General features: G+C 65.1%; 13 protein-coding genes. 11 read left to right on the top strand and 2 right to left on the bottom strand.

Features of this window, described 5'->3' with window-relative positions; genetic code table 11:
• The first annotated feature begins 29 nt into the window (after positions 1 to 29).
• From rsxB to acnA, 10 genes are all read left to right on the top strand, one after another.
• Positions 30 to 701: an electron transport complex subunit RsxB gene (rsxB, locus tag ACO1P8_RS21015; protein ID WP_486297804.1), complete on the top strand. Its 672-nt coding sequence runs from the start codon at positions 30 to 32 to the stop codon at positions 699 to 701.
• Between the two features lie 79 nt (positions 702 to 780).
• Positions 781 to 1,425, top strand: coding sequence for an endonuclease III (gene nth, locus ACO1P8_RS21010; RefSeq protein WP_486297803.1), 645 nt, complete (start codon positions 781 to 783; stop codon positions 1,423 to 1,425).
• A 133-nt stretch (positions 1,426 to 1,558) separates the two neighbouring features.
• A complete protein-coding gene (locus ACO1P8_RS21005; RefSeq protein WP_486297802.1) occupies positions 1,559 to 2,332 on the top strand; it encodes an ABC transporter ATP-binding protein in 774 nt (257 codons plus the stop codon).
• The gene (locus ACO1P8_RS21000) at positions 2,329 to 3,042 is read left to right on the top strand and encodes an ABC transporter ATP-binding protein (protein ID WP_486297801.1); all 714 of its coding nucleotides are present in this window, start codon (positions 2,329 to 2,331) and stop codon (positions 3,040 to 3,042) included. The genes ACO1P8_RS21005 and ACO1P8_RS21000 overlap by 4 nt, the downstream gene beginning before the upstream one ends.
• Positions 3,043 to 3,096: 54 nt before the next feature.
• On the top strand, positions 3,097 to 4,314 hold the full coding sequence (locus ACO1P8_RS20995; RefSeq protein ID WP_486297800.1) for an ABC transporter substrate-binding protein: 1,218 nt from the start codon (positions 3,097 to 3,099) through the stop codon (positions 4,312 to 4,314).
• 100 nt (positions 4,315 to 4,414) lie between these two features.
• Complete coding sequence (locus ACO1P8_RS20990; protein WP_486297799.1) at positions 4,415 to 5,299, top strand: branched-chain amino acid ABC transporter permease; 885 nt, start codon at positions 4,415 to 4,417, stop codon at positions 5,297 to 5,299.
• On the top strand, positions 5,296 to 6,273 hold the full coding sequence (locus ACO1P8_RS20985; RefSeq protein ID WP_486297798.1) for a branched-chain amino acid ABC transporter permease: 978 nt from the start codon (positions 5,296 to 5,298) through the stop codon (positions 6,271 to 6,273). The genes ACO1P8_RS20990 and ACO1P8_RS20985 overlap by 4 nt, the downstream gene beginning before the upstream one ends.
• A 75-nt stretch (positions 6,274 to 6,348) precedes the next feature.
• Positions 6,349 to 7,389: a M4 family metallopeptidase gene (locus ACO1P8_RS20980; RefSeq protein ID WP_486297797.1), complete on the top strand. Its 1,041-nt coding sequence runs from the start codon at positions 6,349 to 6,351 to the stop codon at positions 7,387 to 7,389.
• Positions 7,386 to 7,700, top strand: coding sequence for a protealysin inhibitor emfourin (locus ACO1P8_RS20975; RefSeq protein WP_486297796.1), 315 nt, complete (start codon positions 7,386 to 7,388; stop codon positions 7,698 to 7,700). The genes ACO1P8_RS20980 and ACO1P8_RS20975 overlap by 4 nt, the downstream gene beginning before the upstream one ends.
• A gap of 250 nt (positions 7,701 to 7,950) precedes the next feature.
• Positions 7,951 to 10,656, top strand: coding sequence for an aconitate hydratase AcnA (gene acnA, locus ACO1P8_RS20970; protein ID WP_486297867.1), 2,706 nt, complete (start codon positions 7,951 to 7,953; stop codon positions 10,654 to 10,656).
• Positions 10,657 to 10,795: 139 nt separating this feature from the next.
• Here acnA and ACO1P8_RS20965 read toward each other — a convergent pair whose 3' ends face one another.
• Both ACO1P8_RS20965 and ACO1P8_RS20960 read right to left on the bottom strand, forming a co-directional pair.
• Entirely contained in the window at positions 10,796 to 11,773 is a 978-nt protein-coding gene (locus tag ACO1P8_RS20965) for a Bug family tripartite tricarboxylate transporter substrate binding protein (RefSeq protein WP_486297795.1), read from the bottom strand.
• Positions 11,774 to 12,098: 325 nt separating this feature from the next.
• Entirely contained in the window at positions 12,099 to 12,869 is a 771-nt protein-coding gene (locus tag ACO1P8_RS20960) for a DODA-type extradiol aromatic ring-opening family dioxygenase (RefSeq protein WP_486297794.1), read from the bottom strand.
• A gap of 127 nt (positions 12,870 to 12,996) precedes the next feature.
• Between ACO1P8_RS20960 and ACO1P8_RS20955 the strand changes: the two genes are divergently transcribed.
• A complete protein-coding gene (locus ACO1P8_RS20955) occupies positions 12,997 to 14,199 on the top strand; it encodes a DUF2863 family protein (RefSeq protein WP_486297866.1) in 1,203 nt (400 codons plus the stop codon).
• Positions 14,200 to 14,236: the final 37 nt, after the last annotated feature.

Below are 14,236 nucleotides of genomic sequence, written 5' to 3'. Positions count from 1 at the left end.
AAACGGGGCCTCGTGGCCCCGGTTTTTTTATGTCCACTCCGACTCTCGCCGACCGCATCGACGGCCTGCTACCCCAGACTCAATGCACCAAATGCGGTTACGACGGCTGCCGTCCCTACGCCGACGCGATTGCGAGCGGTGAAGCCGATATCAACCGCTGCCCGCCCGGCGGCGAGGACGGCGTGCGGGCGCTGGCTTCCCTGTTGGACAGGCCGCCTCCCGCGCTGGACCTGTCGCGCGGAAGCCCCGGTCCGCTCATGGTGGCAGTGATCGACGAAGCCCATTGCATCGGCTGCACGCTGTGCATCGATGCCTGTCCGGTGGACGCCATCGTGGGCGCCGCCAAGCTCATGCATACCGTGCTGGATGACCTGTGCACCGGCTGCGATCTGTGCGTCACACCCTGTCCGGTCGATTGCATCGCGATGGTTCCGGCGAACCGGGATTGGACCGCGGACGATGCCCGCCGGGCACGCGATCGGCATGAACGCCGCGCCCGACGGCTGCGGGAGATCGCCGATGCCGACGCCGGTGCGGGTGCCGGCGCCCGGCGCGCCGCCGCCCCTTTGGCGGCGTCCGCCAGGCATGCGACCGGGCCGGCTGCCGATGCCCCGCCCGGGAACGCGGACATCCGCAAACGCGCGGCCATCGAAAACGCCCTGGCGCGCGCCCGCGCGCGCCGCGGCCGGCCGGCTTCGTGACCGCGCCGACACAAGGCGTGAAGAAGCCAGGCCGCCAGGCCGGGCGCCGACGACCATACCAGAAGGAAACAGCGCACCGATGAATGCCGCCAAACGCCGGGAAATCTTTGCCCGACTGCAAGCCGCCAATCCGACGCCGACCACCGAACTCGAATACGCGACGCCATTCCAGCTGTTGATCGCCGTGCTGCTGTCCGCGCAGGCGACCGACAAATCGGTGAACATCGCCACGCGCAAGTTTTTCCCCCACCACGGCACCCCGCAAGGGCTCGTCGACCTGGGCGAAGTCGGACTGGCCGAATACATCAAGACCATCGGCCTGTACCGCACCAAGGCGAAGAACGCCGTCGCCACCGCGCGGCTTATCCTGGAGCAGCACGGCGGCGAGGTACCGCGCAGCCGCGAAGCGCTCGAAGCCCTGCCCGGCGTCGGCCGCAAGACCGCCAACGTGGTGCTGAACACCGCCTTCGGCGAGGCCACGATGGCGGTGGACACGCACATCTTCCGCGTCGCCAACCGCACCGGGCTGGCACCGGGGAAAAACGTCCTGGAAGTCGAATTGAAACTGGTCCGCCTCGTCCCCAGGGAATACCTGCAGGACGCGCATCACTGGCTTATCCTGCACGGCCGCTATGTCTGCGTGGCCCGCACCCCGAAATGCCCGCAATGCGGTATCGCGGACCTGTGCGAATACCGGCATAAAACGCCCGCAAAGCCGGCGTGATGCCGATGCTCGTCACACGGCTGTCAAGTCCCCGTATTCCTTAGAAAAAACCTATGTAAAACCCGCATAGTATTTTGCGTTCGCCGTCCGCATACTCGCCGCAACAATTACGCACAATGAACAATGGTGGAGTATGGAAGACACCATTCTGGAGACCCAGGGATTGACCAAGGAATTCCGCGGCTTTATCGCGGTAAAGGGGGTCGACCTGCGCGTCAGGCGTGGACATATCCATGCCCTGATCGGGCCCAATGGAGCGGGCAAAACCACATGCTTCAATCTTTTGACGAAATTCCTGGCGCCCAGCGCCGGACGCATCCTGTTCAACGGCGCGGACATCACGCGCGACAGGCCGGCCCAGATCGCCCGGCGCGGCATCATCCGGTCGTTCCAGATTTCCGCCGTCTTTCCGCACCTGACGGTGCTGGAAAACGTGCGTATCGGACTGCAGCGCAAGACAGGGCTGTCCTACCATTTCTGGCGCAGCGAAAAGCGACTGGACGCGTTGAACCCCGCTGCTCGCGCGCTGCTGGACGAAGTCGACCTGGGAGATTTCGCGGATGAAATGACCGTGAACCTGCCCTATGGCCGCAAGCGGGCGCTGGAGATCGCGACCACGCTGGCCATGGAGCCGGAACTGATGCTGCTGGATGAACCCACCCAAGGCATGGGACATGAAGACGTCGATCGCGTCACCCGGCTGATCAAGCGGGTAAGCGCCGGCCGCACCATTTTGATGGTCGAACACAACATGAACGTGGTCTCGTCCATAGCCGACCGCATTACCGTCCTGGCGCGCGGCGCCGTCCTGGCGGAGGGCAGCTATGCCGAAGTATCGCGCAATCCGGACGTCATGCAGGCGTACATGGGGACCACCGCGGGTGAATTGCAAGGAGCGCACGCATGACAGCGCCGGCACTGGAAATCTCCGATCTGCACGCCTGGTACGGCGAATCGCATATTCTTCACGGGGTGAATATGCGCGTCGGCCAGGGCGAAGTCGTCACGCTGCTGGGGCGCAACGGCGCCGGCCGTACCACCACGCTGCGCGCCATCCTGGGCCTGACGGGTCATCGCCGCGGCTCGGTACGGATCAATGGCACCGAATCCATCGGCCTGCCGACATTTCGCATCGCCCATCTTGGCGTTGGCTACTGCCCCGAAGAACGCGGCATCTTCGCCAGCCTGTCGTGCGAAGAAAACCTGCTGCTGCCGCCGGCGATCGGCGGCGCGCTGGGCGGCGGCATGTCGCTGGCCGAGATCTACGACATGTTTCCCAACCTGCACGAGCGCCGCCAGTCGCCCGGCACCCGGTTGTCCGGCGGCGAACAGCAAATGCTGGCCGTCGCGCGCATTCTGCGCACCGGCGCCAGCCTGCTCCTTTTGGACGAGATATCCGAAGGCCTCGCCCCGGTTATCGTGCAGGCGCTGGGACGCATGATCACGGCGCTGAAACAACGCGGCTACACCATCGTGATGGTGGAGCAGAACTTCCACTTCGCCGCACCTCTGGCCGACCGCTTCTACGTCATGGAACATGGCCAGATCGTCGAACACTTCGATGCATCACAATTGCATGAAAAACAGGAAGCGCTCAACGACCTGTTGGGCGTTTGAATCTGCCAACCGCCGGATAACCGGCAACCCCCTACAAGAGGGAGAGGAGTCAAAATGAAGCTGCGTTCCCTTACCGCCGCATTGGCGCTTGCCGGCCTGGGCATCGCCGTGGCGCCTGCCGTCCAGGCGCAAGGCATCTCGAACGATGTCATCCGCATCGGCTTCATCACCGATATGTCGGGCGTGTATTCCGACATCGACGGCAAGGCCGGCGTGGAAGCCATCCGCATGGCGATCGAAGATGCCGGCGGCAACATCAACGGCAAGAAGATCGAGCTGCTGTACGCCGACCACCAGAACAAGGCCGACGTAGCGTCCTCGCGCGCGCGCGAATGGTTCGACCAGGAACACGTGGACGTACTGATCGGCGGGACGAATTCCGCCACCAGCCTGGCCATGGCCGCCGTGGCCGCGGAAAAGAAAAAGCCCTTCATCGCGATCGGGGCCGGCGCATCGGACCTGACCAACTCCCAATGCACGCCCTATACGGTGCACTACGCCTACGACACCGTGGCGCTGGCGCGCGGCACGGGCTCGGCGGTCGTGAAGGACGGCGGCAAGAGCTGGTTCTTCCTGACGGCCGACTACGCGTTCGGCCACGCGCTGGAACGCGACACCGCGAACGTGGTGAAAGCCGCCGGCGGCGAAGTCAAGGGCCAGGTGCGCGCGCCGCTGGGCGCTTCGGACTTCTCGTCCTTCCTGCTGCAGGCGCAGGCGTCCAAGGCGCAGATCCTGGGGCTGGCCAACGCGGGCGGCGACACGATCAATTCGGTCAAGGCGGCGAACGAATTCGGCATCACGCAGACGATGAAGCTGGCCGGCCTGCTGGTGTTCATCAACGACATCCATTCGCTGGGCCTGCAGGCCACCCAGGGCATGTACCTGACGGACGGCTGGTACTGGGACCAGAACGACGCGTCGCGTGCCTGGAGCAAGAAGTTCGAAGCCAAGGTCGGCCGCAAGCCTTCCATGCTGCAGGCGGGGGACTATTCCTCGGTCTCGTTCTACCTGAACGCCGTCAAGGCCACCGGCACCGATGACGCCGATACGGTCATGAAGTGGATGAAGTCGAACAAGGTCAACGACATGTTCGCCCAGGGCGGCTATGTCCGCGAGGATGGCCGCATGATCCACGACATGTATCTGATGCAGGTCAAGACGCCCAAGGAATCCAAGGGCCCCTGGGACTACTACAAGGTGGTGGCCACGCTGCCAGGGGACCAGGTATATACCAAGCTGTCCGAATCGACCTGCAAGCTGGTCAAGAAATAAGCCGGGCATCGCGGCGCGGCGCCGGCCGGCATGGCCGGCGCCGCGCGCTCGCCTGCCTTCGCTCGCCCATGCATAACCGGCGCAGGACTTCCAAAAAACCATGAATTTTTTCGGCATCCCCATGCAGGCCCTGCTCGGGCAATTGCTGCTGGGCCTGGTGAACGGTTCCTTCTACGCCATGCTGTCACTCGGCCTGGCGGTGATATTCGGCCTGCTCAACGTCATCAACTTCGCCCACGGCGCCCTGTACATGATGGGCGCCTTCGTCGCCTGGATGGGCGTGGCCTATCTGGGCCTGAATTACTGGGTCATGCTGATTGTGTCGCCGCTGGTGGTGGGCGTGTTCGGCATCGTCATCGAACGCCTGCTGCTGCGTCACCTCTATCGGCTGGACCATTTGTACGGCCTGCTGCTGACCTTCGGCCTGACGCTGCTGATCGAGGGGCTGTTCCGCAGCTTCTACGGCGTGTCCGGCCAGCCCTTCCCGACGCCGGACGTGCTGCGCGGCGCCACCAACCTGGGCTTCATGATTCTGCCGAACTACCGCGGCTGGGTCGTGGTGGCCTCGCTGATCGTCTGCTTCGGCACCTGGTTCGTCATCGAGCGCACGCCGCTGGGCGCGCTGCTGCGCGCCGCCACCGAGAACCCCAGGCTGGTGGAAGCTTTCGGCGTGAACGTGCCGCGCATGATCATGCTGACCTACGGTTTCGGCGTCGCCCTGGCCGCCTTTGCCGGCGTGCTGGCCGCGCCGGTGCTTCAGGTCTCGCCCCTGATGGGCTCCAACCTGATCATCGTGGTATTTGCCGTCGTGGTGATAGGCGGCATGGGCTCCATCATGGGCGCGATCGTCACAGGCCTGGGGCTGGGGGTGATCGAGGGCCTGACCAAGGTGTTCTGGCCCGAAGCGTCCAACACGGTCGTCTTCGTCATCATGGCCATCGTGCTGCTGCTGCGTCCCGCGGGGCTGTTCGGGAAGGAAAAATGAATCGACACATTGCCGGCTATTTGGTCCTTGCCGTCGCGGCCGCGCTGCTGCCATTCCTGGGCGTGTACCCGATCTTCGCCATGAAGGTCATGTGCTATGCACTGTTCGCCTGCGCCTTCAATCTGCTGCTGGGCTTTACCGGCCTGCTGTCGTTCGGCCACGCGGCCTTTTTGGGCAGCGCCGCCTACGCCACCGGTTATGCCCTGAAGGCCTGGGGCGTCACGCCAGAAATCGGCCTGATCTTCGGCGTGGGCGTGGCTGCGCTGCTGGGCCTGGTGGTGGGGGGCCTGGCCATCCGCCGCAGCGGCATCTATTTCGCCATGATTACGCTGGCCATGGCCCAGATGGTCTATTTTTTCTTCCTGCAGGCCCGCTTCACCGGCGGCGAGGACGGCTTGCAGCGGGTGCCGCGCGGGCGCCTGTTCGGCATGATAGACCTGAGCAGCGACCTGACCCTGTACTACCTGGTCCTGGCGTTGTTCCTGTTCGGCTTTGCCATCGTCTGGCGCACCGTCAACTCGCCGTTCGGACAAGTGCTCAAGGCGCTGCGCGAGAACGAGCCTCGCGCGATTTCCCTGGGATACGACGTCGAACGCTTCAAGCTGCTGGCCTTCGTCCTGTCGGCAGCGATCGCGGGCCTGGCCGGTTCGGCCAAGACTTTGGTGTTCGTGTCGGCCACCCTATCTGACGCGACCTGGCAGATGTCGGGCCTGGTCATCCTGATGACCCTGATCGGCGGCATGGGCACTTTCCTCGGCCCTGTCCTGGGTGCCCTGATCGTTGTCCTTTTGGAAAACAAGGTAGGCGATCTCGGTCAGGCGCTGACCAGCGCGACCGGTATCGATTGGTTCCGCCAATTGGGGGAATCGGTGACCATCGTCATCGGCCTGATCTTCGTGATCTGCGTGATGGCGTTCCGTCGCGGCATCGTCGGCGAACTCCAGGCCCTGCTGCGGCGACGCAAGGCCGCCTGAGCGAAACAGCGCGCAACGAGGCTCGCCCCGCGCGACGTGGCGCATTATGCTGGAGCGGTTCGTGAGGACCACTCCATGCGCCCACCCCGCTTCCGCATGTCCCGGCACGCCGTCGTGCCTCCTTACCTGCTGAACCGGCTTGCCCGGCAGGGCAGCCCTCATGTCCGGGCATGCGCCACGACCACGCTGACCCTGATCGGCGACGACGGTTCGCAGCGCGGCGCCGCGCAGGCGCTCGCCCGCATGCCGGCGGCACGGGCGGCCGACGGCGCCGCACGCCGTGTCCACACGGCCGAGGGCGGCACCGCATTGCCTGGCAGGCCGGTGCGCGCCGAAGGCCAGGCCGCCACCGGCGACCCCGCCACCGACGAAGCCTACGATTACCTGGGCGCGACGCACACGCTGTTCGCCGAGGTCTACGGCCGCGACTCCATCGATGGCAAAGGCATGGCGCTGGTCGGCACGGTGCACTACGGCCAGCACTACGATAACGCGTTCTGGAACGGCGCCCAGATGGTATTCGGCGACGGGGACGGCGAAGTCTTCAACCGTTTCACCATCGCCATGGACGTCGTCGGGCACGAACTATCGCATGGCGTGATCGACCACGAGGCCGCCCTGGTCTACCGGGGCCAGGCGGGCGCCCTGAACGAGTCCATCTCCGATGTTTTTGGCGTATTGGTAAAACAGTATCGACTGGGACATTCCGCCGACCAGGCAGACTGGCTGATCGGGGCAGGCCTGTTTACCGACGCCGTCCGCGCGAGGGGTCTGCGGTCCATGCGCGCTCCGGGCACGGCCTATGACGACCCTTTGCTCGGCCGCGATCCGCAGCCGGCCCATATGCGCGACTTCATCCACACCGAGGAAGACAACGGCGGCGTCCACTTGAATTCAGGGATACCCAACCGGGCCTTCTACCTGGCCGCCAGCGCATTCGGCGGCCACGCCTGGGAACAGGCCGGGCGCATCTGGTACGACGCCCTGTGCGACCGTACCCTGGCCCGGGACGGGGATTTCGCCGCTTTCGCCTCGCTCACGCTGAAGCACGCCGGGAAAGCTGGCGCCCAAACGGCCGTCCGGCAGGCGTGGCATGACGTGGGTGTACTGTCATGAAGCCCCTGCCTCCCTGGGATACGGTAGCGACCGTGCAGGTCCGGCGCCAGGGTGGCGTGGCGGCCATCCCGGCGCTGGCGCGGCCGCGGATGATTTCTCCGCGCGAATGCCCGCAGGACGAACGCGGTCGGCTTTGGGAAGTCCTTGTGCAGGCAGCGGCCATGGCCGACGACCGGTGCGGCGCCGGCGACCAGCGTTATTTCACCATCGAGATCCGGCGCGATGGCGACGAGCAGCCCCTGCGTTTCAGCGTTCCCGAAGCAGGCGCGCCGCAGACGCTTATTCGACTGTGGCGCGACGGCAAGGCTTGAAACAGTGCGCCGGTCCGGCCACATGTTTCACGATCCGCCCCGGGTTTTGGCTATGCTATCGATTTGCCTGGAAGAGCATGCGGCACGCCCCTTGCAGAAACGGCCGCAACTTTTTCAGGTTGGCAATGTCTTATATAAGACATAAGATATAAGACATACGGATCCACTCGCCCCGCCGCCATACATGACAAGCGCGGGGAAACGCATGAAAATGGCTGCTTTTTCGCGGTCCACCACACTGGAGTTCATCATGCCGCACAACGTGTTCGACACCCTCAAGACATTCAAGATCGGCAACCAGACCTGTCAGTACTACTCGCTGCCGGCTTTGGGCAAGGCGCTGGGCGTGGACGTGCAGCGACTGCCCATGTCGCTGCGTATCGTCCTGGAGTCGGTGCTGCGCAATTGTGACGGCCAGAAAGTGACCGAAGAGCACGTCAGGCAGTTGGCGAGCTGGCAAGCCAATGCCCGGCGCGAAGAGGAAATCCCCTTCGTCGTGGCGCGCGTGGTGCTGCAGGACTTCACGGGTGTCCCGCTGCTGGCCGACATCGGCGCCATGCGTTCGGTGGCCCAGGCGATGGGCGCGGACCCGAAGCGCATCGAACCTCTGGTGCCGGTGGACCTGGTGGTCGACCACTCCGTCATGATCGACTACTTCGGCACAAAACAGGCTCTGGACCTGAACATGAAGCTGGAATTCAAGCGCAACCAGGAGCGCTACCAGTTCATGAAATGGGGCATGGACGCATTCGATACCTTCCGCGTCGTACCGCCGGGCTTCGGCATCGTGCACCAGGTCAACCTCGAATACCTGGCGCGCGGCGTGCACCTGGACAAGGCCAATAACGTGTACTACCCGGATTCGCTGGTCGGTACCGACAGCCACACGACCATGATCAATGGCATCGGCGTGGTGGGCTGGGGCGTGGGCGGTATCGAAGCCGAAGCGGGCATGCTGGGCCAACCGGTGTATTTCCTCACGCCCGACGTGGTCGGTGTCGAACTGAAAGGCCAGTTGCGCGGCGGCGTCACCGCCACCGATCTGGTCCTGACCATCACCGAAATGCTGCGCCGCGAGAAGGTGGTCGGCAAGTTCGTCGAGTTTTGCGGCGAGGGCACGGCCAGCCTGTCGGTAACCGACCGCGCCACCATCGGCAACATGGCGCCCGAATACGGCGCCACCATGGGCTTCTTCCCGGTGGACGAACGCACCATCGAGTACTTCAAGGGTACCGGCCGCACCGAACAGGAAATCGCCGCCTTCGAAGCCTACTTCAAGGCCCAGAAGATGTTCGGCGTGCCCAAGGCCAAGGACATCACCTACAGCAAGCTGCTGACGCTGGATCTCGGCACCGTGGCGCCCTCGCTGGCCGGTCCCAAGCGCCCGCAGGACCGTATCGAGATCGGCAATGTGAAGAACACGTTCGTCTCGCTGTTCTCCAAGCCGGTCGCCGAGAACGGCTTCAACCAGCCGGCGGAAAAGCTGGACCAGGTGTTTACCACCAGCGCCGGCACCAAGGTCAAGAACGGCGACATCCTGATCGCCGCCATTACGTCGTGCACCAACACGTCCAATCCCAGCGTCATGCTGGCGGCCGGGCTGCTGGCCAAGAAGGCGGTCGAAGCCGGCCTGAAGGTACCGTCGCACATCAAGACGTCGCTGGCACCGGGATCGCGCGTGGTCACGGAATACCTCACCAAGACCGGCCTGCTGCCCTATCTGGAAAAACTCGGCTTCAACGTCGCCGCCTACGGTTGCACGACCTGCATCGGCAACGCCGGCGACCTGGCGGCCGACCTGAACGAAGCGATCAACGCCAACGACCTGGTATGCGCCGCAGTGCTGTCGGGCAACCGGAACTTCGAGGCTCGCATCCATCCGAATATCAAGGCCAACTTCCTGGCATCGCCGCCGCTAGTCGTGGCCTATGCGCTGGCAGGAACGATGCTGCGCGACCTGATGACCGAACCGGTCGGCAAGGGCAAGAACGGCGACGTCTGGCTGGGCGACATCTGGCCGTCCACCGAGGAAGTGCGCGACCTGTTGAAGTTCGCACTGGACCCCACCGCGTTCCGCGAGAACTACAGCGACGTACGCGCCAATCCCGGCAAGCTGTGGGAAAACATCAAGGGCGTCAGCGGCGAAGTCTACAACTGGCCCACGTCCACCTACATTGCGGAACCGCCTTTCTTCAAGGACTTCGCGATGAAGCCCGCGGCCATGCCGACGGTCAAGGGGGCGCGTGCCCTCGGCATCTTCGGCGACTCGGTGACAACCGATCATATTTCGCCGGCAGGCTCGATCAAGGAAAGCTCGCCCGCCGGCAAATGGCTGAAGGAGCACGGCGTGATGAAGGCGGACTTCAACAGCTACGGCTCACGCCGCGGTAATCACGAAATCATGATGCGCGGCACCTTCGCCAACGTGCGCATCAAGAATTTGATGATCCCGCCGCGCGCGGATGGCAGTCGCTTCGAAGGCGGCGAAACCCTGTACCAGCCGTCCGGCGAGCAGATGCCCATCTACGACGCGGCCATGAAGTACATCGATGCCGGCGTGCCCACGGTGGTCTTCGGCGGCGAGGAATACGGCACGGGATCGTCGCGCGACTGGGCGGCCAAGGGCACCCAGCTGCTGGGCGTGAAAGCCGTGGTGGCTCGCAGCTTCGAGCGAATCCACCGCAGCAACCTCGTCGGCATGGGCGTGCTGCCTCTGCAGTTCAAGGGCGATGACAGCGCCCAGTCGCTGAACATCACCGGCGAGGAAACGTTCGACGTGTCGGGCCTGGAAAACGGCATCAAGCCCCAGCAGGATGTGACGCTGACGATCCATCGCAAGGACGGCTCGACGCAGGCGGTACAGGTGCTGTTGCGCATCGACACGCCGATCGAAGTCGATTACTACAAGCACGGCGGCATCCTGCCTTTCGTATTGCGCCAGTTGCTGGCCGCCTGAGGGCGGGCGCAGCCCCGCTGCCGGCCGGTACGGCGCTGGCGGGAGCAACAAGGGACCGGGCTCGCGAGGCCCGGTCCTTTTTTTACGGCGCGGCGATCTTGCCATGCAGCCGGCGCCAATCAGGCCAGGCAGCCCGCGCTCAATCCAGCCGGATATCGGCCTTCTGCACCACGACCGCCCACCGCTGGCGTTCGGCGGACAGCCATTTGTCCATTTCGGCGGGGGTCATGGTCACGACGTCGGCGCCCTGCTCCGCCAGCTTGGTCTTCAATGCCGGCGCGTTCAGGATGCCGGCCAGGTCCTTGCTGAGCCTGGCCAGGACTTCCGGCGGCATGGAGGCCGGCGCCACCAGCCCTTGCCAGGTACCGGACTCGAAACCGGCAACGCCCTGTTCCGCGATGGTGGCGACATTCGGCAATTGCGGCATGCGGTTGCGGCTGGACACGGCGATCGCCTTCAGCTTGCCGCTCTGCACATGCGGCAGTGTGGCAAGCATGCCGTTCATGATGATCTGGGTCTGGCCGCCGATGGTATCCGTGATGGCCTGGGAACCGCCCTTGTAGGGCACATACTGCCATCGGGCGTGGGTAGCCTGTTCCACCGCCACGCCGGCGACGTGCGGCGCGCTGCCCATCGCGGTGACGGCGAAGTTCAGGCGTTCGCGCTTGGACAGGGCCACGAGTTCCGGCAGCGTGTTCACGGGCACCGACGGGTGCACCGCGAGGATATGCGGCGAATAGGCCAGCATGCTCACGCCGCGCAGATCCTTGTTGGGATCGAAGCTGAGCTTGGTATAGACCGACGGGCTGATCATCAGCGCGCCGACATCGCATAGCAGCAAGGTGTGCCGGTCTTCGCCCGACTGCGCCACGATGGCGGCCCCCAGGTTGCCATTGGCGCCCGGGCGGTTATCGACGATGACGGTCTGCTTGAGGGTTTCAGACAGAGGCTGGCTGATCGCGCGCGCGATGATGTCGGAGGAGCCTCCCGCGGGATAGGGCACCAGGAGGCGGACGTTGCGTTCGGGCCAGTTCTGCTGCGCGCGGACAACCGGCGCGGTGCCGTACAGCGCGGCCGCGCCGGCGGCGGTCAGGAATGAGCGGCGGGATAGGGGCATGGGTTTGTCTCCTCGATCTGCTTCTGTTATAGGACATCATATAAGTTCGGCAGATTCTGCCGAGAATTCAGATCGACGTCAAATGCAACATCCGGGGACGTGAGAGGGTTTCCGAGCGCCATACCTGCGTGCCCTGGCTGCGTGCGGCGCGGGGGGCGTACCACAGATGTACGATGACATGCCTGGACCGGCGACCCGAAGCCCGGCGCAATGCATCAAGGCCGACGGCCTGCCCGCTCTTCCGGCCTGTGTTTGCCCGGCGCTGGACACAGCCGTCCGGCGCCGCCGGGATCGACCCCAAGGCCAGCAGAGACCGGCCGGGACCTTAGCCGAACTGGTAAGCGTCCATGGCCAGGGCGCCGTAGGCGACTTCATCCACCAGTCGCATGGCGGCGCCCTCCCCGGCACCCCATCCGACGAACAGGGGCATGAGGTGGTCGTCGTGCGGATGCGCCTGCCCGGCCTCCGGCGCGCGCGCACGCCAATCCAGCAAGGCCGCCGTATCGCCGGCGGCCAGCCGGTCGGCGAACCACTGCTGGAAAGGGCGTACATAGGGCAGCGCGGGCGCGTCATGCCGGCGTTGTACGTGGCGCAGGTTATGGGTCAGGGAGCCGGATGCCAGGATCAGCACGCCTTCGTCGCGCAGGGGCTTGAGCGCCTGGCCCAGTAGGTACTGGCCCGCCGCATCGCGCGTCGCATCCAGTGCCAGCGCGACGACCGGAATATCGGCATCCGGATACAGGTAGCGCAGCGGCACCCACACGCCATGATCCAGCGGGCGCTCCGGGTCGGCATCGACCGCGATACCGCTGTCGGCCAACAGCGACCGGACCTTGGCCGCCATCCCCGGCGAACCGGGAGGCCCATAATCCAGCCGATACAGCTCATCCGGAAAGCCGCCGAAATCATGCCATGCCTCCTGCACCGCGCGCGTCGCAACCGCCGCGCCCTTCCGATACCAGTGCGGTGAAATGGCGAGAATGGCAGTGGGGCGCTCGCGCCCCCGCGACCAGGCGGCAAGGGCCGCGCCCGCGCGACCGGGATCGAGCGCCAGCATGGGCGACCCGTGGGAAACGAAGAGAACGGGCCAGCGCATCGGCGGCTCCTGTAAAGAGATGGCTTTATCGTAACGCCGTCATGCTGCCTCGCCGCAGACAGACCCGCGCCCGGCCGTAGCAGTACACTATATGGTTCCCCTTTCCCCGGCCCAGCCATTCATTGCCATGCCCCGCACCCGCAGCCATACATCCTCACGTCTGACTCGCGACGCCTCGCGCCTGGCCGCCCTGGCGCTTGCGCTGGACAGCTCAGGCAGCCGCGTGGAAGACCTGTTCTGGGAAGAGCAGCTGCGCGCCGCCATACCGAAACTGCTGCGCGCCGGCAACGACGCGCCGCTGGAATCGGCGCTGGATCATCTGTCCCAGACCCATCCGGGCGCCTACGAGGTGCTGATCGAACAGGCCGAAACGCTGACCGAATCGACCGTCATCGACAAGAACGGCGTCAGCTACGACGTGCTGCTGATCGTCGCGCCCATGGTGGCGTGGACGCGCTATACCATTCCCACGGGCCCCGTCTCACCCGCCGCCTTGCAGGCGCTGATGGCGCAACTGCATGGACACGTGCTGGCCAAGGATGTGCGTCTGTCGCTGATGCCGCATCTGGTCAGTATCGATCAGATGCCCCGTACGTTTTCCGAAACCTGGCACTGGCTGCAGCGCCTGGGCTCCCAGGCGCTGGGCGCGGAAACCATGAAGCCGGCGATCGCGGAAGAAGCGGAAATGGCCAATATGCTGGCCGATACGCGTTATCTGGTCGGCGCGGTCGCCGTGCCGCGCGGCGCGGCGATCTTTCGCTGGCAGGAAAGCCCCGGGGATGCCGACGCCTCGCGCGAAGCGTGCCTGGCGCGGTGGGTGGAACAAGCCCAACCCACGCTGGCCAGCCTGCTGCCCGGCTGCAGCTTCGAATGCCTGCTGCCCGACGCCTACTACATCAGCAACCGGGAAGCGGACCGCCGTGTGCGTCCGCTGGCGCTGCGCGCCGCGGTCACCTGGCTGGAAGGCGCCGTGAATCTCGAACCGGCACGCCTGCGCGCGGTGGTGGCGGGCTGCGGCGAAGGCCGCATCGACGAGTACCGTGTCTCCTTCACCGCCCGCAACAGCAACGACGTCATCTATGGCTGCGTGTGGTCGCTATATGGCCGCGAAGACGAAGCCGGCGGCGAGGACGACAAGCCCGACCCCGTGGAACAGATCGCCGCCCTGCTCAAGGAGCTTGGCGTCACCGAGGTTCGCCGCATTCCCGGCGTGCTGCCGGCGGAATACTGCGAGGATTGCGGCACCCCGTATTTCCCCAACCCGCTGGGGGAAATGGTCCACGCCGAACTGCCCGAAGACGCCGAATCGGCACCGGCCCGCTTCCACTAGGCGCCGGCCTGCGCCACCAGGAGCTTCGCATGGAGAC

The sequence above is a fragment of the Bordetella sp. genome (assembly GCF_057362025.1).
Note: the sequence above shows the minus strand (reverse complement) of the source record. Positions and strands in the feature narration are given on the sequence as shown.

Excerpts from the sequence above, each read along its gene's own strand:
- rsxB (WP_486297804.1), top strand. The coding sequence starts at position 30 with ATGTCCACTCCGACTCTCGCCGACCGCATCGACGGCCTGCTACCCCAG.
- nth (WP_486297803.1), top strand. The coding sequence starts at position 781 with ATGAATGCCGCCAAACGCCGGGAAATCTTTGCCCGACTGCAAGCCGCC.
- ACO1P8_RS21005 (WP_486297802.1), top strand. The coding sequence starts at position 1,559 with ATGGAAGACACCATTCTGGAGACCCAGGGATTGACCAAGGAATTCCGC.
- ACO1P8_RS21000 (WP_486297801.1), top strand. The coding sequence starts at position 2,329 with ATGACAGCGCCGGCACTGGAAATCTCCGATCTGCACGCCTGGTACGGC.
- ACO1P8_RS20995 (WP_486297800.1), top strand. The coding sequence starts at position 3,097 with ATGAAGCTGCGTTCCCTTACCGCCGCATTGGCGCTTGCCGGCCTGGGC.
- ACO1P8_RS20990 (WP_486297799.1), top strand. The coding sequence starts at position 4,415 with ATGAATTTTTTCGGCATCCCCATGCAGGCCCTGCTCGGGCAATTGCTG.
- ACO1P8_RS20985 (WP_486297798.1), top strand. The coding sequence starts at position 5,296 with ATGAATCGACACATTGCCGGCTATTTGGTCCTTGCCGTCGCGGCCGCG.
- ACO1P8_RS20980 (WP_486297797.1), top strand. The coding sequence starts at position 6,349 with ATGCGCCCACCCCGCTTCCGCATGTCCCGGCACGCCGTCGTGCCTCCT.
- ACO1P8_RS20975 (WP_486297796.1), top strand. The coding sequence starts at position 7,386 with ATGAAGCCCCTGCCTCCCTGGGATACGGTAGCGACCGTGCAGGTCCGG.
- acnA (WP_486297867.1), top strand. The coding sequence starts at position 7,951 with ATGCCGCACAACGTGTTCGACACCCTCAAGACATTCAAGATCGGCAAC.
- ACO1P8_RS20965 (WP_486297795.1), bottom strand. The coding sequence starts at position 11,773 with ATGCCCCTATCCCGCCGCTCATTCCTGACCGCCGCCGGCGCGGCCGCG.
- ACO1P8_RS20960 (WP_486297794.1), bottom strand. The coding sequence starts at position 12,869 with ATGCGCTGGCCCGTTCTCTTCGTTTCCCACGGGTCGCCCATGCTGGCG.
- ACO1P8_RS20955 (WP_486297866.1), top strand. The coding sequence starts at position 12,997 with ATGCCCCGCACCCGCAGCCATACATCCTCACGTCTGACTCGCGACGCC.